Origin of the sequence: Streptomyces sp. NBC_00353, from assembly GCF_036108815.1 — a bacterium.
Lineage (GTDB): Bacteria > Actinomycetota > Actinomycetes > Streptomycetales > Streptomycetaceae > Streptomyces.
Genome location: NZ_CP107985.1, coordinates 1,307,335 through 1,324,341, shown reverse-complemented (window position 1 = coordinate 1,324,341; position 17,007 = coordinate 1,307,335). Strand labels below are relative to the sequence as shown.

Below are 17,007 nucleotides of genomic sequence, written 5' to 3'. Positions count from 1 at the left end.
TGGAAGATGCGCCGGTGACCAGTAACAAGACCAAGCTTGTCCAGGTGGCTGTTACGACGGTTTGCCCAGGCGGTGCGCCGTCTGACGGACCAAGCCGAGAAGGCCGACGGTGCAGTCCCCAGCAGAGGATCACCCTTCGAAATCGACCGGTGTCTTCGCCCCTCGCCGACATGCCGCAGGAGAGCGAGCGCACACTCACTGAGCCGACGGAGACGTTTCAGTCGGTTCCTCCGGCTGAGTGGGGTTCGGCGTCAGCGGGCCGCTCGTCGTCGGGGTCGGAGTGCTCGTGGGCGAGGGCGTCCTGGTGGTCGTGGGCTTCTCGGAAGGCTTGGGCTTCTTCGTGGGCATCGGCTTCTCCGACGGTGAGGACGACTTGTCCGTCGACGCCTTCTTGTAGTGGGCGGACGCCTTCTCTGCCTTCGGGGCGGGTCCGGGCAACGACGGCGTTGCGGTGGCGGCTGCCGCGTCGGACAGGGGAGGCTGCGTCGCGCTCACTGTGCCGTGTGTCGGTGAGGGCCGGGCCGTGGTCGAGGTGTGCGGCTTTCCCCTCCCCTCCTCCGCGATCGGGGGCGCCGCGGAGAGGCTCACGACCGCAGCGGCCGCGACCGCTGCCACGAGCGAGCCGGTGGCGACCCGCGACCGCAGTGAACGCAGGCTGCCGGGCTCCTTCTGCCGCATGGCACCCTGGCTGACGGCCGTCGCGGAACGACCGGGGACACCCGCGACAGAAGGGGTGAATTCGCCCGATGACGGCTGCCGGGCGCTCCACTGTTCCGCGGAGGCCAGGAACTCGACGGCTTCGGCAGCGGTCGGCCGCGCCTCGGGGTACTTCGCCAGCAACTGCATGACAAAGGCCGCGAACGCCTTGGGCAGATCTGAACGGTGCCGATTCGGGGAGTCGGGCACCGCATCGACGTGCTGGTACAGCATCGCCGCGGGGGTTTCCGCCCGGAAAGGAGGGTGACCCAGCAGCAGTTCGTACAGTACACAGCCCAGTGCGTACATGTCCGCCGGAGGGCCGGCGGGTTGGCCCACGGCTCGTTCGGGCGCCAGATAGGCGCTGGTGCCGATGATCTGGCCCTTCAGCGTCAGCCCGGCCGTGGACTCGTCTGTGAAGTGGGCGATCCCGAAGTCGCCGACTTTCACCGTGCCGTCGGAAGCCAGCAGGAGATTTCCCGGCTTCACGTCCCGGTGCACCACGCCGTGCCCGTGTGCCGCGGCCAAGGCGTCAGCAACCTGCCCACCGATCCCGGCGACGCGCGCAGGCAACAACGGCCCGCGCGCGGCCAGCTCCTCGGCGAGGCTGCGACCGTCCAGAAACTCCGTCACCAGGTAGTGGCGTTCCAGGTCGGTGCCGGTGTCATACACAGCGACCACGTGCGGGTGGCTGAGCTGCGCCGCGGTCCGGGCCTCCAGATGGAACCGGGCGATCGCCGCCTCGTCGGCTCTGTGGTTCAGGAGAAGCTTGACCGCCACCGGGCGACCCAGTACTTCGTCCACCCCCCGCCACACCTCGCCCATTCCCCCACGGCCGAGCCTAGCGACGATCCGGTACCGACCAGCCACCAACACGGAGCACACTCCCTTCTGATCCTCTTGCGATCCGTATCCGGCGACGCTCACTGAGCTGGCGGGCCGACGGAGGAGTTCACTGCTCCGCCCGGCGCGTAGGGCGGTGGCGGAGCCAGGACACCGGCGAGTCCGCCCGACCGCCGACCAGCAGGGCAGTGCGGCCAGGCGGCCGGGATCCCAGGGAAAGGGAAACCGTGGTGCGGGAGACGCCGGGGTACCTTCGACCGGTGAGCGTCCGCGCCCTCGGACAGAGGCGGCGCGTCGTCTCAATCAATAGCTGCGGAACATCGGGCATTTACCTCGTGTGCCCGCTACGAGTCTCCTCACTCAGCCGCATGGCCCTCAGGTCTCCATGCACCGCCCGCCGAGCCCCGCGCCTAACCCCGGGCGTGCCGTCGGGCGGGGCCGTTGTCGGCGCGCCCGGCCGGGCCGCAGCACCGGCCTGCAGGTGCAGTCGCCGTTTGGGACGAGGGTTCGGACACGGGGGCTGAACTGCTTGCCCTGCCTGGCGAGTGGCGGGCTGTCGAAGTGGGCCCGTAGCCCTGGAACGGCAGGCTACTGCCGCCCCCGGCGTCGGTGTTCCACTGGTCCCCACCGGGCAGGTCAGTTGTTGGTCCAGTCGCGCAGCTGGCGGGCGATGCGGGCGACGCCCAGTGTCCCGGCGGCGGCGTCGCGCACGAGGGCGACGGCCGCCTTGGGCGGGTAGTCGAGCCGGTGTCCGTTCAGGGCGAGGTACGCCTCGGTCGAGTGCCAGGCGAAGGCCTCGCCCGAGTGCTCGAGGCAGGGGAGTTTTGACAGGGTCTGCAACAGTGCGGCTGGCTTGAGGTGCACGGAGCCGTAGATGTCGCGCTCCATGGCGCTGGCGTTGACCCACGCGGCGGCCGCGTACAGCGGTCCGAGGTCGTCGACCTGCGGGTCGCCGTCGGAACTGGGGGTGGTCGACAGGGCGAGGTCCAGCCACAACACGCTGACCAGTGGGAACGCTCGGGTCCGCCCCCGGAACCCCAGTCAGCTGCGGAACCATGGTCTTCGTCGACCGCGGCTACGGCCCACGATCTCTGGGTGAGCCCCTCCTACGACGACCTGTGCCGCACGGGGGACGCCCTGCGCTTCGCCAAGGTTGCCATGCGCGGCGGCGACGCGGACAGCGGCGCCGTGACCGTCTTCGACGACTCCCCGGTTGCGGTCTCGGCAGCCGGCGCACCCGACGTCATGGCCCGCGTCGCCACCAACGTCCTCGGTCCGATCGAGGCCCTGCCGGTCGGCGATCGCGAATTGCTGCTGGACACGTTGGAAGTCTGGTTCGGCTGCGGCGGATCGGCCGAGGAGGCAGCCAAGCGTCTTTACGTTCACCCCAACACAGTGCGCATGCGCCTGCGCCGCATCGCCGAGCGTACCGGCCGCTCCCTGGCCGATCCCCGCGGCATCACCGAACTCTCCCTCGCGCTGCGCGCAGTGCGGCAGACGCCGAAGCCCCCGTCCTCGGAGTCGACCGGCACCACGGAGACAGCAGACAGCTGAGCCGATCGGCGCCACGGGCGAGTCGAACCCCCGCCTCCTTGCCGTGTTCGTGAACTGCTCGTCCGTCGGTGCCGTCAAGGACCGCTGACGGACAGTCGCGCAGACACAGCCCGATCAAGCTCGGCGGACGCCCCCAGGTCCGCCACGGTGCAGTGAACTGTGTGCCGGACCCTCTCCACCGTCGACGGGAAGGCGGAGCGCGTATCAAACGGACCAAACCTCGGAACTCCGAGCCGAGTTGACGAGGTGGCTGACTCAAGTACGCGAGGCCGGCGCACTGGGAACACACGAATCGGACTGCCGGTTCCTCGCCGGCCTTCCGGCCCGGTCACGCGTGAGGAACTGTGTGGCCGCGCTCGCCCCGCCGGAAACGCGCGACGACTTGTATGCCGCGGGCGGAAGCCTGCGGGATGAAACCCTCCGGGCGGGGCCAGGGATTCGGCGGAGTCGGACAGCGGGTCGGAACTGCCGGCGTCAAGCTTCCGGTGCTCGGCCAGCACAGTGCCCGTGGGGTCCTGAGCAGCGAAGTCGAGCCATTTGTCTGGCCGAGCGCATCCCGCGAACAGCGCCGTTGAACCTCTTGCTTCACCATGACTCTGTGTGGAGCTCGTGGAGGCGAAACGGCTCAACATCCATTGCATTGCGGTCGACTTGGGGCAATTCGACCTATCCATCACATGATCCCCCTGCACCATATGACCATCTGATGTTCGCATTCTGATCACATTTGTGGGCGGGCGGCGACATGATCAAGCCATTCAATCTGGCTCAAGCGCGATGCCCGTTTGGTCGCGGCCATGCGCCTTTTTCGCCACGCGCGGTGTGTGGCACCCAGGTTGGGGGTCGAAGATGGCTACCGCAGAAGCGGGGTCGGACATATCTGGCAGACCGTCGGACGACGATGCCCCGCGGCGGCTGGATGCTGCCCGAGGGCTCGGAGACCGCGTCTTCCGCTGGCAGTTGACCGCGGCGGGCGTCGTGGTGCTCGCGATCATGGCGGCGGTCGGACTGTTCCTTCTGGTGAGGGCGGCGCAGGCGCTGCGCGCCACCGGCCTCTCTTTCTTGACGACGGCTCAATGGCAGCCGGACGTCCATAAGTTCGGTATCGCCGCCGTACTCACCGGCACGCTGCTGATCGCCGCCGTGGCGGTCGTGGTGGCGGTACCGCTGGCGCTGGGCACCGCGCTGTTCATCTCCGACGTGGCGCCGCTCAAGGTCCGCAGGACCCTGATCGCGATGGTCGACCTGATGGCCGCGGTGCCGTCGGTGGTCTACGGGCTCTGGGGCCTGTTCTTCTTCCAGCAGCACGTGATCGGCCTGGCGCGCTGGCTGTCCACCTGGTTCGGCTGGGTCCCCTTCCTGCGGGTGGACGGCGTGGAGGCGGACCAGCCGCTGGCCTCCACGAGCGTCTACACGGCCTCCTCGTTCATCGCGGGCATCGTGGTCGCGCTGATGGTCGCGCCGATCATGTGCTCGGTGATGCGCGAGGTGTTCTCGCAGGCCCCTTCGGGGGAGCGGGAAGGGGCGTACGCGCTCGGGTCCACCCGCTGGGGAGTGATCCGTACGGTCGTCATCCCCTACGGCAAGGGCGGAATCATCGGCGGCACCATGCTGGGGCTCGGCCGGGCGCTCGGCGAGACCATCGCGGTCTACCTGATCATCTCCCCGGTCTTCACCATCCAGCCGCACATCCTGCAGACCGGAGCCAACTCGGTTTCCTCGCTGATCGCCCTGCACTACGGGGACGCTTCCGACTTCGGTATGTCGGCGCTGATGGCGGCGGGCCTGGCGCTCTTCCTGCTCACCCTGGCGGTCAATTTCACCGCCTCTTCGATCGTGGCCCGGTCCCGTTCCGGCGCGCAGAGCGAGGGCTGACATGACCGTCCTTGAAAACACCCCAACGGCCGTCGAGGCGACCGCGTCCGAGCCTGCGCCGGCCGTCGAAGACCGGCCCCGCCGCATCGGCGGCGTCACCCGCAACGGCGTGCTCGCGCTGTGCGGTGCCGCGGCCGCGGGCCTCTGCGTCGCGGTGCTGCTGTTCGGTGAACTCGCGCCCCTGTCCGGGGCGCTGGGCTTCGCCGTCGTCGCCTACCTGGTGTTCCTCGGCATCTACGCGGTGCTGACCGGACTGGAGGAGGACGGCCCTGCCGTCCGCGACCGGCTGATGACCGTGGTCCTGTGGTCGGCGGCCGGCCTGATGTTCCTCGCGCTCGTCCTGGTGGTCGGCTTCACCCTCTACCGAGGCCGCGACGCGCTGCCCCACCTGAACTTCTTCACCGAGGACATGCAGGCGGCTGGACCTCTGGACCCGCTGTCCAAGGGCGGAATCGCCCACGCGATGCTCGGCACACTCATCATGATCAGCATCGCGCTCGCCATCACCGTCCCGCTGGGGCTGGCCTGCGCGGTCTACCTCAACCAGATCACCGGCCGCTTCGCCCGCTTCGTACGCACCATCGTCGAGGCCATGACGGCGCTGCCGTCCATCGTCGCCGGCCTGATGGTGTACGCGATCTGGATCCTCGGCCTCGGACTCCAGAAGTCCGGTCTCGCGGCCGGGTTCGCGATCAGTGTGATGATGCTGCCGATCGTCATCCGGGCGGCGGACGTCGTCCTGCGACTCGTCCCCGGTAACCTCACCGAGGCCGCCGAGGCGCTGGGCGCACCGCGGATGCGGACCGTATGGCACGTCATCCTGCCGACCGCACGTTCCGGCCTGGCCACCGCGGTGATCCTGGGCACCGCGCGCGGCATCGGCGAGACCTCACCGGTCCTGCTCACCGCGGGCTTCACCGCTGCCCTGAACGCCGACCCGACCTCCGGCCCGATGGTGTCGCTGCCGCTCGCGGTCTTCTCCTTCATCAAGTCGCCCGAGCCCACGATGATCGCCCGAGGGTTCGGCGCCGCTGCCGTGCTGATGGCGCTCGTCCTGGTGCTCTTCGCGGTGGCCCGCGTCCTCGGTGGCCGCGGCCCCGGTCAGCAGAACAAGCGGCAGGCACGGCGTACCGCCCGTGCCTCACGCCGTGACACCCGGCGTTTCGAGGACCTGCACGGCCCCGCCCCGATCCTTCCCGGCGGGGACCCCGCCGCCCCCGCGTCCGTATCCGGAGTGAACGACTGATGCCCAGCCATTTCGCACCCCGCGCCTGGCTCACCCTGACCATGGTGTTCGGCGTGCTCGCCTCGATCCTGCTCGGCCCGGTGACACAGGCCGGCGCCGCGCCGGACAACTACACCCCGATCGCCGGGGCCGGCTCCACCTGGGCCGAGAACGCCGTCGACGAGTGGCGCCGCGACGTCAACCAGTACGGCATGCGGATCAGTTACTCCGGTACCGGATCCTCCGACGGCCGCCGTCAGTTCCTCAACGGAACCGTGGACTTCGCGGTCTCCGACATCCCGTTCCAGACCCATCCCACCGACGGCTCCGCGGCCGAGAACCCGGCCCCCGGTACGTACGCGTACATGCCGATCGTGGCCGGCGGCACGGTGTTCATGTACCACCTGACCATCGGCGGGAAGAAGGTCACCAACCTGCGGCTGTCGGGCGATGTGGTCACCAAGATCTATACCCGGGCCATCTCCTACTGGGACGACCCGGTCATCGCCGCGGACAACCCCGGCATGAAGCTGCCGCACCGCATCATCGTCCCTGTCGTACGGTCCGACGGGTCCGGTTCCACCGCGCAGTTCACGCAATGGATGGCCAACCAGCACTCCTCGCTGTGGAGCACGTACTGCGGGAAGGTGGGCCGCTCCGGGGCCTGCGGCCAGACGTCGTACTTCCCGACCGTGCCCGGCATGATCGCCCAGTCCGGTGACCTCGGTGTCGCGGGCTATGTGGCACAGGGGTACGGCGAGGGCTCGATCGGCTACGTCAACTACTCGTACGCGCTGAACGCGCACTTCCCGGTCGCCAAGGTGCTCAACCACTCCGGCTACTACACCGAGCCGACCGCGCAGAATGTCGCGGTCTCGCTCCTCAAGGCGCGGATCAACACCAACAAGAGTTCGCCGGACTACCTCACACAGAAGCTCGAAGGGGTCTACAACGACAGCGACAGACGCAACTACCCGCTGTCCAGCTACTCCTACATGGTCCTCCCGCTGAAGGCCCAGGGCACCTTCACCGAGGCCAAGGGCAAGACGCTCGGTGCCTTCTCCTACTACTTCATGTGCCAGGGGCAGCAGCAGGCCGACAAACTCGGTTACTCACCGCTGCCCATCAACCTGGTCAAGGCCGGGTTCGAGCAGATCCGCAGGGTTCCCGGCGTCAAGACCCAGAACATCAACATCAAGGGCTGCAACAACCCCACCTTCAGCGCCGACGGCAGCAACCACCTCGCCCAGACCGCTCCGTACCCCAGTGCGTGCGACAAGAAGGGCGCAACGGCCTGCACCACCGGCAGCGGCGGCGCGAAGGGCGGCTCGGGCAGCGGTGGCGCGTCCGCCACCGGAGGCACCGGCGGCACCGGCGGCACCGGAGGCAGTGGAGGCACCGGCACGTCCGGGGGCTCGGCCGGTGCCACCGGCGGCGCGGCAGCCGGCAGTGCGGGAGGAGGCCCGTCCGTCGACCCGGACACCGGTCAGGCACTGACCTCCGCGGGCGGCGCCACCGGCGGTGCCGGAGGCGATGTCGCGTCGGGCGGCGCGGCCGGCTCCGTGAACCTCGCCGAGCCGGTCACCGTGGCCGGCCGTGGCGGCTGGGGCGGCGCACAGACCTTGATGCTGCTGACCGCGATCGTGCTGCTGGGCCTGGTGCTGCTTCCTTCCGCCGTGTCCCGGGCACTCGCCTCCCGGAAGGACTCGGCCTCGTGAAGACCTCAGCCACGAACCGTCTGCGCCGAATCACCCTGCGCCTGGGTGCGGGGGCGGTGATCGGCGCCCTGCTCGGTGCCGTCGCGGCTCACGCCGCCCAGCCGGCCGCCGCCGTGGCGGACTCCACCGTGACCGTGTCCGGGCGCGGCGAGTTCAAGGACATGAGGTTCACGGTCAGCCAGACCACGCATCTCACCAACCAGGCTGTCTCCGTGAGCTGGACCGGCGGGAGGTCCACCGCGTTCGCCGGCGCCCTGTTCAACACCGACTTCGTCCAGATCATGCAGTGCTGGGGTGATGACGACGGGACCGTCAAGGGCAACCCCGGCCCGTCGCGCACCCAGTGCCAGTACGGTGCGTCGCCCACCACCAACCGCGGCGGCTGGCCCGGCAACGCCTACGACGACACCAGGTCCGTCACCTATAGCGCCGACCCGTCGAACTACGGCCAGGACGACAGCTACGGAGCGGGCGGCGCCTTCGGCCAGGGTGAGGTGCCGTTCAAGTCCGTCGACGGCACGGTGATCACCAAGAACACCCAGAACAACCCGTTGTTCAACTACAACACCACCAACGAGGTCGACTTCGCCCGCACCAGCTCCGACGGCACCGGCCAGGAGTTCTTCGAGGTGCAGACCGCCAACGAGGCCCCGCACCTCGGCTGTGGCGTCCCGGTCGCCAAAGCCGGCGTCACCACCCCCCGCTCCTGCTGGCTGGTGATCGTCCCGCAGGGGCACCTCGACCTCGACGGCCAGCCATACGCGGACAGGACACAGGTCAACGCCGGCTCCCCGGTGTCCTCCACCAACTGGAAGAACCGGGTCGCGATCAAGCTGGGCTTCAACTCGGTCGCCTCGAACTGCGCCCTGGGCGCGGACGAACGGGCCACCACCGGCAGCGAGCTGGCCGCCGACGCCATGACGAGCTGGCAGGCCGCGCTGTGCCCCACCGGCACGGTCTACGGTTACACCGAGATGGGTGAACCCGACGCCCGAGCCCGGCTCTCCCGGGACGGCGAAACCGGACTCGCCTTCACCACCCGTGCGCTCGGCGACGACCCCGGCACCACCGCACCGGACGGTCTGACCGCCTACGCACCCGTCGCGCTGTCCGGCGCCGTCATCGGCTTCACCATCGAGCGCAGGGCCAAAGCGGGTGCCCCGGAGTCCACGCAGAAAATCTCGGGCACCAAGGTGCAGTCCATCAGCCTGACCCCCCGGCTGGTCGCCAAGCTGCTCACCGAGTCGTACCGCGGCTCCGTATGGGGCTCGGTCGTGACCAGATCCTCGGGCGGTACGTCCACACCGGAGGCCGCCAAAGGCTACCAGTGGGCCGTGAGCAACCCCGCCGGCCTGGTCACCGACCCCGAATTCCTCTCGCTCAACCCGGAGTTCGCCCACCTCTCCGTCGCCGAGACACCAGCCACAGACACGGATCTGATCACCACGCTCGGTCATTCGGACACCGCTCGTACGGTGTGGAAGTGGATCGCCTCCGACAAGGACGCCCGGCACTTCCTGTCCGGCGTTCCTGACGAGTGGGGCATGCACGTCAACCCCTACTTCAGTACGAGCGCGGACGTGAACCCCACCGGCCTCGCCTTCGAGCTGGCCCGTGACGACTTCCCCAAGAGCGATCCGTGGTGCCTGATCCCGGCAGAGACCGGTGTCGCCGGCAAGCAGTGCATGACGGACTTCCACCCCTACGTGGACGACATGCACGCCGGCGCGCTGAGCACCCGCCGCGCCGACACTCTGTGGAAGTCCTACTGGGACGCCCTCGCCGTACCGCCCATCTACAAGAGCGTGGGCCCGCAGATCGTCGGTTCGCGCTTCGTGATCAGCATCACGGACGCCGCGTCGGCCGCCCGCTACAGCCTTCAGAGCGCCAAACTACGCAACGTCGCAGGGAAGTTCACCGCGCCCACCGTGACCACGCTGACCACCGCGGCGGCGGGTGCGGCCGACGACACCGCGCACCCCATCGACCCGGCCGGGGCCAAGGCGAAGGACGCCTACCCGCTGGCGCAGCTGGTGTACGGCGCGGTGCGTCCCGCCGCGCTGACGGCCGGCGCGCGCAAGGACTACGCCCGGCTGCTGAACTACGCCGCCGGGTCGGGCCAGACCACCGGCAGCGACCCGGGTGATCTGCCTCCGGGCTACGCACCCCTGCCCACGGCGCTGCGGACCCAGGCACGCCAGGCCGCGACCGTGATCGCCAACTGGAAGGGCCAGTCCTCCGCCGGCGACCCCACGGACGACCCGGCGGGCGGCGGCGCCGGTTCCTCCGGCGGCGCCGGTACGTCCGCCGGCACCGGTTCCTCCGGCGTCGCGAGTGCTTCCGGTGCCGGCGGCACCGGGAAGCCCGGCAGCCCGGCCCCCAGCGCGGCGGCGTCCTTCGGAGGCGGCGCGGCGGTGGAGACCACCGCCAACGGCATCACCCCGGGGGACCCCAGCAGTTCCCTGCGCTACGCGATACCGATCGGCGCCGCCCTCGGCGCCGCCGCCGCGATCGGAGCGCCCTTCGCGGGCGGGTCGAGGATTCGGCTGCCACTGAGGCTGCCCCTCCCGGGCGGCCGCAGCGTCACCGTCCTGCCCCGCCTGACCCTGCCCCGGCGGCTGCGCCCTCGCCCCTGAGGAACCCACAGACCACCGCCCGCCCCGAAAGGCAGTCGGGGCGGACGGCGCGCTCCACCTTGCCAGAAACCCATGCGTCACCACACGTATCACTGTTCCGAGCAGGAGAACTCCATGCGTAGAATCCGCCTCACCGCGACGGCTGTAGCCGCCGCTGCCGTGGCCGGTGGCCTGGCTCTCGCCAGCCCGGCGTCCGCCGACCCCACACCCGCGGGCACCTTCCGCACGCTGGTCGGCGTCGGTTCCGACACCACGCAGGACGTACTCAACGCCCTGGCCGGCGACACCGTCAACGGCACCAGCTACGCCGACACCGCCGTGAAGGCCGGCAGCGACGGCATCGCTTCGTACGACGCGATCGAGCCCGGTACCGGCGCCGTCGACTCGAAGATCACCACCCGGAAGGGCGGCCCGTCCTTCCTGCGCCCCAACGGTTCCGGCAAGGGCCGCACGGCCCTCACGGACTCCCTCGCGGGCGTCCCGTTCGGCACCGGCGCCAGCATCAAGAACCAGGTCGACTTCGCGCGCTCCTCCGGCGGCCCGAGCGCCTCCGGCACGGCCCTGACATACATCCCGTTCGCTCGGGACGCCGTCGGAGTCGCAGTCAAGGGCAGCGCCCTGCAGAACCTGACGACCGCCCAGCTGCACGACATCTACTCGGGCGTCCTCACCGTAGTGAACGGCCAGCAGGTCAGGCCCTTCATCCCACAGGGCGGCTCCGGCACGCGGAAGTTCTTCCTGGGCGCCATCGGTGTCCCCGACGATGCCGCGGTCGACAAGATCGCCACCGTCGTCCAGGAGAACCAGGCCGACGACGCCGTGAAGAGCGACGGCGACCTGGTTCCGTTCTCCGTGGCGAGCTGGATCGCGCAGAACAACGGCATCGCTCCCGATCACAGCAAGAAGGCGATCGCGGGCGGCGCCTTCCTGGCCAGCCTCCGGCTCCCCGGCAACCAGACCTTCAGCTCCCCGGTCGCCGTGAAGACGGACGGCAAGCTCACCCCCGCCACCGACTTCTACAACGACGCGACCTTCGGCCGCGATGTCTACAACGTCGTCCCCAGCAGGGCGATCGACCCCACCAGCGTCTTCTTCGACAAGTCGCTGTTCGACGTCTTCGTCACCAACGGCACCCACGAGGCCGCCCTGGCCGCGGACACCGCCGAAGGTGTCATCGCCAAGTTCGGTTTCGTGAACGAGCCGTACAACGGGTCCATCAACCCCGCCAAGCACGCCAAGTTCGGCGGCCTGGAGGACTCCACCCTTCCCACCGCCCTCCCGGGCACCCCGGCGACCAAGGCCGTCACGGGCAGCGGAAGCCTCAATGTCTCCTGGACCGCCCCCGCGGCGACCGGCCTGCCGGTCACCGACTACCACGTGGTGCTGACCGACGCCAACGGCCTGCCCGTCCAGAACAAGGACTTCCCCGCCACCACCAAGTCGTTCGTGTTCACCGGCCTCAAGGCCGCGAAGTACACCGCCACGGTCACCGCGAACAACCTGGTCGGCGGCGGTATCCCGGCCACGGTGACCACTCCGGTCAAGTACGCCAGCCACACCGCGGCCACCGCCGCGAAGGTCGCCTACGGCACCACGCCGAAGGTCAGCGTGAGCGTCACCGACACCCACGCCGTCACCGCGACCGGCAAGGTCACGGTTCTGGAGGGCACGAAGGTCCTCGGCACCGGCACCCTGAGCGGCGGCAAGGTTTCCGTCGCGCTGTCCAACCGCCTCTCGGCCACCACACACAACCTGTCGGTGGCCTACGCCGGCAGCAGCACGCTGAGCGCGTCCTCGACGACCGTCAAGCTGACGGTGGCCAAGGCCACCCCGACCGTCATCACCAGCCACCCGACCACGGTGAGCCACACCGCCCACGCCAAGGTGACCGCCACGGTCAAGGCAACGGGCTTCGTCCCCACCGGCAAGGTGCAGATCATGGAGGGCACCAAGGTCCTCGCGACCGGCACCCTCGCGAGCGGCAAGGTCGTCGTGACCCTGCCGACGCTCCGCACGGGCAAGCACACGCTGCACACGCACTACACCGGTACCTCCACGACCCTCGCGCGCAACGGCGCCAACTTCACCATCACCTCCAAGTGACCCACCGCGCCGGGGAGGTCCCCGCGGCCTCTCCGGCGCACCCCTCCGAGCAGCGCCCGTTATCCCGTCATCCCGTAAATACCCGCAATCCCCGTAATCGCCCGTGAAGGAGGCAGGCCGCCGTGATGGTCGCCGTACAGACCCCACCCCGCACGCCTGTGCCGGGCGCGCCGACACCCGCGCTGCGCCTACCGCCCACCCGGCACCTCGCGCGCGGGATGCTGCTCACGCTCGCCGCCCTCCTGCTGGGCCTGGTCGTCCAGATCCTGCTGGTCAGTCCTCTCCAGTACCGTGCCGCGCAGCAGTCGGCGTTCGACGCGCTGCGAGCCTCCCTCGCCGAGGGCACCGCGCCAGTCGCCCAGACCGACCAGCAGGGCCACCTGCTGGCTCCGGGCACTCCGGTCGCCCTGATCGACATCCCCCGGCTTCACCTTCACCACGTCACCGTCCTGGAGGGCACCGACTCGCACGTCCTGAGCGAGGGACCCGGCCACCGCCGGGACACTCCGATGCCCGGACAGGCAGGGTCCAGCGTGCTGTTCGGCCGTGCGGCCGCGTACGGGGGCCCCTTCGGCAACCTGCGCACGCTCGTCGCCGGCGACACGCTGACCCTCACCACCGGGCAGGGCAAAGCCACCTACCGCGTCCTCGGTGTCCGCCGGGCCGGCGACCCCGCGCCGGCCCCTGCCGCCGCGGGCAAGGGACGGCTGGTCCTGGTCACCGCGACCGGCCACCTGTACCAGCCGTCCGGCATCCTGCGCGTGGACGCCGACCTGGTGTCCGGCGTCTCGGAGACCCCGCCCCCCACCATCGTGCCCGGATCGCTCCCCGACTCCGAACAGCCCCTCGCCAGCACCGACGGCGTCCCCTGGGAACTGGTGATGTGGCTTCAGGCCCTCGTCGTCGTCGCGATCGCCTCGGTGTGGGCCTGGCACCGGTGGGGCCGGCACCAGACCTGGATCGTGTGCGCCCCTGTCATGGCCGTCCTGGGACTCCAGGTCGCCGGCCAGGTCACCCAGCTGCTCCCCAACCTTCTCTGACCTCCGAGGTATCTGCCGTGACCGAATCGCTCCCCACCTACTCCGCCACGACCGGCACTGCCGTACTTCCCGTTGTTCCGGCCGTGTCCCCGGCCGGTGTGCCGTCTCCCGGGCCCGCCTCGCTGGAGGCCCGCAACATCTCCGCCTGGTTCGGCACCCACAAGGTGCTGGAACGGGTCTCCCTCGACATGCCCGCCGGTGAGGTCACCTCCCTCATCGGCCCTTCCGGCTGCGGCAAGTCGACCTTCCTGCGCACTCTGAACCGGATGCACGAGCTGATCCCCTCCGCGCAGTTCGGCGGCGAGGTCCTGTTCGAGGGCGAGGACATCTACGCGCCCGGGCGCCGTCTCACCGACGCCCGCCGCAACATCGGCATGGTCTTCCAGAAGCCCAACCCGTTCCCGGCCATGTCCATCTACGACAATGTGGTCGCCGGACTCCGCCTTACCGGGGTCCGCGCCGGGCGCCGTGAGAAGGACCAGCTGGTCGAGGAGTGCCTGACCCGCGCCGGCCTGTGGAAGGAAGTACGCGACCGGCTCCGCCAGCCGGGCGGCGCGCTGTCCGGTGGTCAGCAGCAGCGCCTGTGCATCGCCCGCGCCCTGGCCGTACGGCCCCGCGTGCTCCTGATGGACGAGCCCTGCTCCGCCCTTGACCCGACCTCCACCCGCCGGGTCGAGGAGACGATCCTGGACCTGGCGGACGACGTCACGGTCGTCATCGTCACCCACAACATGCAGCAGGCCGCCCGAGTCTCCCAGCGGTGTGCCTTCTTCCTGGCCGAGCAGGGCACCCCCGGCGGCATCGTCGAGTACGGCCCGACCGCGAAGATATTCGGCACCCCAGAGGACGTGCGCACCGCCGATTACGTCGCCGGCCGTTTCGGCTGATCGGGACTGTAAATCGTTCGGTGTAACTCCTGATCAAGGAAGATGCATCGATGACCAGTGAGAACGTGAACGAGGCCGAGTCCATCGAGGCGGCTGAGCCGCAGTCGGCGAGGGACGCCGACGACTGCTGGGGACACCGGTGTGGCCGGCCGACGGCGGGAGATGAGCGTGATGAACGCCCACCGGATGTGCGCTTCGGCATGGGAGATCTGCGCTCGTGGTCCCTTACGTTGCGCCTGCCCCGCATCGTCCATGAGTTACTCCGTTCCACCACCCGCCTCTTGGGTAGCAGGGAGACACACTCAAGGCTTACGGCCGATAAAGGCGACCAAGCGAGTCTGTACGTCGGCGCTTTCGGGTACCTCGACCCGTGGTCCGTACTGCCCGCTGTTGCGGAGCACGTCGTCGAGCGGCAGCATCCCGTCGAGCAACTGGGCGCACCTGCCGGGGTCGAGGCGCTCGTCCTGGCCGGTGGCCCGCGCCAGGTCCCAGGTGTGCATGAAGACGTCGGCGGTGTAGAACCGGTCGACCGCCTGGTCCAGCGGGACCTCTCCGATGTGCTGGTTCGACAGCATCCTCTGCGCCGTGGCCGGATCGTCGAGGAGGGCCTGCACCCCGTCGCTGTGCACCGTCCAGGCCGCCACCGGGTCGTCGTCCACCGACGGTCCTTTCGGCAGTTCGACTCCGGCGCCAGCTTTCAGGAAGTCCGGGAACCACTCGACAAGGTGGCGCACCACATCCCGGGCGACCCACCCTTCGCAGGGCGCTGGGTTGTCCCATGCCCCGGGACGCACTGCGCGCACGCGGTCCGTGAATACCCCTGCGACGGTGCGGTGCTCATCGGTTGCCCTCGTCATGATCTCAAGCCTTCCATCTCGGTACGTCGGTCGGCGTTGCCGTTCTGGCGGCCGCTGAGCAGCTCGTCAAGCCGCTCGTGGCCTTCTCGGACGCCGCGTTGCATGCCGCTCTTGATCATCGAGTCGCGGGCCTCGATGGAGTCCATGACGGATTTGGTGGTGACCCGGGTGCGACCGCCGAGGTCCTCGAAGACGGTTGTCTCCAGGCTGACGCCGTCCCGGAAGCCGTCGAGGGCGAAGGTCTGCACGATGCGCTCGTTGAGGCGTACCTCGTGGAACACGCCGCGGAAGCCGTACTCCGTCCCGTCGTCCTCGCGATGCACATAGCGGTACGACCCACCGCTGCGCGCGTCGTACTCGTCGATCCGCATGGTGAGCCGACGCGGGCCGAGCCACTGGACGACCAGGTCAGGATCCGTGTACGCCCGGAACACGCGCCCCGGCGAAGCATCGAACTCCCGGATGATGAGGATGGTGGGCAGAGCCGGGTCGGCCATGATCTGCGTCTCGTGCCGGCGGTTCGCCTTCGTGGTGCTCATGATGCCGCCTTCTTCCTCGGGGTGCCCGTCGCCGGCTGTTCCTCCATCTGCTCGAGGACGGCATCGAGCTGACGGAAACGGACCTCCGCCTCGCGCCGGTAACGTTCGATCCATTTCGCCATCAGGTCGAAGACCTCTCCCTCAAGGCGGACGGGCCGCCGCTGAGCGTCCCTGCTGCGACTGACCAGACCGGCGTCTTCCAGAACCTTGATGTGCTTGGACACGGCCTGCACGGTCACGTCGTACGGCTCGGCCAGTTCGTTGACCGTGGCATCCCCGTCGGCCAGCCTGGCCACGATGTCGCGCCGGGTCGGGTCGGCCAGAGCGGAGAAGACCCGGGACAGCCGGTCGTCGGCCATCTCGCACCTCGCATCTTCAACCAATCGGTTGAATAAACCTACGGCCGACCCTGTGGCATTGTCAACCGACTGGTTGAATAGTGGCCGACGAGCCGGACGGCTACGGCCGCCGCCCGAGATGCACACCCGGGCGGTCCGCGTTCCCTGTCCCGGTGAGGTTGTTTGGTAAGGCAGCGGTTCGAGGGGACGCGGTCGCTCTCGAGTGCGGCCTGCGGGGTTCAATGCGGGTATGGGGAATGCTCTGTGGGACCGGCTCTCGGCCGAGGTGCAGGCGGAGGTGGACAGCCTCGTCTCGGCCGGGCGGAACGTGCAGGCCATTGCCGTGATGCGTGAGCGTGTCGGTCTGCCGACACCGGGTCTGCATGCGTGTGTTGATCTGGTGGATCAGCGATTCAAAGTGCTGCGGCAGGGGCTGGCGAACTCGTGATGACGCCGTGCGCGGTGGTCATGCGTGCGCCGGCCGCGAACGTGTCCTCCCGGATCAACGGAGACGGCACTGGGTAACCGTGCGTCCGGGACCAGATCCACTGAGATTTCCAGCGTCACAGCATCTCGGCTCTTCTGGTCGCTGCAGGTCACAGGCATCACCAGGGACCGGATCATTTGAGACGGGACACTGGGGAAGCCCCGGCGGCGACGGCGAGCAATTCCGCCGCGCCAGCCGAAAGCTCCCAG

At 69.3% G+C, this 17,007-nt stretch carries 14 protein-coding genes; 9 read left to right on the top strand and 5 right to left on the bottom strand.

Going from position 1 to position 17,007, the window contains the following annotated elements; translation table 11 throughout:
* Positions 1–195: 195 nt before the first annotated feature.
* A complete protein-coding gene (locus OHA88_RS06435; RefSeq protein WP_328629610.1) occupies positions 196–1,566 on the bottom strand; it encodes a serine/threonine-protein kinase in 1,371 nt (456 codons plus the stop codon).
* Positions 1,567–2,175: 609 nt separating this feature from the next.
* Positions 2,176–2,538: a fic family toxin-antitoxin system, toxin component gene (locus tag OHA88_RS06430; protein WP_328624604.1), complete on the bottom strand. Its 363-nt coding sequence runs from the start codon at positions 2,536–2,538 to the stop codon at positions 2,176–2,178.
* 96 nt (positions 2,539–2,634) lie between these two features.
* Here OHA88_RS06430 and OHA88_RS06425 point away from each other — a divergent pair, with 96 nt between their 5' ends.
* From OHA88_RS06425 to OHA88_RS06390, 8 genes are all read left to right on the top strand, one after another.
* A complete protein-coding gene (locus OHA88_RS06425) occupies positions 2,635–3,093 on the top strand; it encodes a PucR family transcriptional regulator (RefSeq protein WP_328624603.1) in 459 nt (152 codons plus the stop codon).
* Between the two features lie 849 nt (positions 3,094–3,942).
* Positions 3,943–4,968 carry a phosphate ABC transporter permease subunit PstC gene (gene pstC / locus OHA88_RS06420; RefSeq protein WP_328624602.1) on the top strand — a complete coding sequence of 342 codons (1,026 nt, stop codon included), beginning with the start codon at positions 3,943–3,945 and terminating at the stop codon, positions 4,966–4,968.
* A 1-nt stretch (position 4,969) separates the two neighbouring features.
* Positions 4,970–6,214, top strand: coding sequence for a phosphate ABC transporter permease PstA (gene pstA, locus OHA88_RS06415; RefSeq protein ID WP_328624601.1), 1,245 nt, complete (start codon positions 4,970–4,972; stop codon positions 6,212–6,214).
* Complete coding sequence (locus tag OHA88_RS06410; protein ID WP_328624600.1) at positions 6,214–7,911, top strand: phosphate ABC transporter substrate-binding protein PstS; 1,698 nt, start codon at positions 6,214–6,216, stop codon at positions 7,909–7,911. The genes pstA and OHA88_RS06410 overlap by 1 nt, the downstream gene beginning before the upstream one ends.
* Positions 7,908–10,547 carry a hypothetical protein gene (locus tag OHA88_RS06405; RefSeq protein ID WP_328624599.1) on the top strand — a complete coding sequence of 880 codons (2,640 nt, stop codon included), beginning with the start codon at positions 7,908–7,910 and terminating at the stop codon, positions 10,545–10,547. Before OHA88_RS06410 ends, OHA88_RS06405 begins: the two co-directional genes overlap by 4 nt.
* A gap of 114 nt (positions 10,548–10,661) precedes the next feature.
* A complete protein-coding gene (locus OHA88_RS06400; RefSeq protein ID WP_328624598.1) occupies positions 10,662–12,650 on the top strand; it encodes an Ig-like domain repeat protein in 1,989 nt (662 codons plus the stop codon).
* Positions 12,651–12,775: 125 nt separating this feature from the next.
* Positions 12,776–13,690: a sortase gene (locus tag OHA88_RS06395; protein WP_328629609.1), complete on the top strand. Its 915-nt coding sequence runs from the start codon at positions 12,776–12,778 to the stop codon at positions 13,688–13,690.
* A 98-nt stretch (positions 13,691–13,788) separates the two neighbouring features.
* On the top strand, positions 13,789–14,577 hold the full coding sequence (locus OHA88_RS06390; protein WP_425900296.1) for a phosphate ABC transporter ATP-binding protein: 789 nt from the start codon (positions 13,789–13,791) through the stop codon (positions 14,575–14,577).
* A gap of 302 nt (positions 14,578–14,879) precedes the next feature.
* On the opposite strand, the gene OHA88_RS06385 is transcribed toward OHA88_RS06390, so the two are convergent.
* Genes OHA88_RS06385 through OHA88_RS06375 form a run of 3 tightly spaced genes read right to left on the bottom strand, consistent with a single transcriptional unit; the run spans position 14,880 to position 16,332 of the window.
* The gene (locus OHA88_RS06385; protein ID WP_328624597.1) at positions 14,880–15,434 is read right to left on the bottom strand and encodes a TIGR03086 family metal-binding protein; all 555 of its coding nucleotides are present in this window, start codon (positions 15,432–15,434) and stop codon (positions 14,880–14,882) included.
* Positions 15,431–15,973: an SRPBCC family protein gene (locus OHA88_RS06380; RefSeq protein WP_328624596.1), complete on the bottom strand. Its 543-nt coding sequence runs from the start codon at positions 15,971–15,973 to the stop codon at positions 15,431–15,433. Before OHA88_RS06380 ends, OHA88_RS06385 begins: the two co-directional genes overlap by 4 nt.
* Complete coding sequence (locus tag OHA88_RS06375) at positions 15,970–16,332, bottom strand: ArsR/SmtB family transcription factor (protein WP_328624595.1); 363 nt, start codon at positions 16,330–16,332, stop codon at positions 15,970–15,972. Before OHA88_RS06375 ends, OHA88_RS06380 begins: the two co-directional genes overlap by 4 nt.
* A gap of 229 nt (positions 16,333–16,561) precedes the next feature.
* On the opposite strand from OHA88_RS06375, the gene OHA88_RS06370 reads away from it, so the two are divergent.
* Positions 16,562–16,759 (top strand): hypothetical protein, encoded by a 198-nt coding sequence (locus tag OHA88_RS06370; protein ID WP_328624594.1) that lies wholly within the window; start codon positions 16,562–16,564, stop codon positions 16,757–16,759.
* Positions 16,760–17,007: the final 248 nt, after the last annotated feature.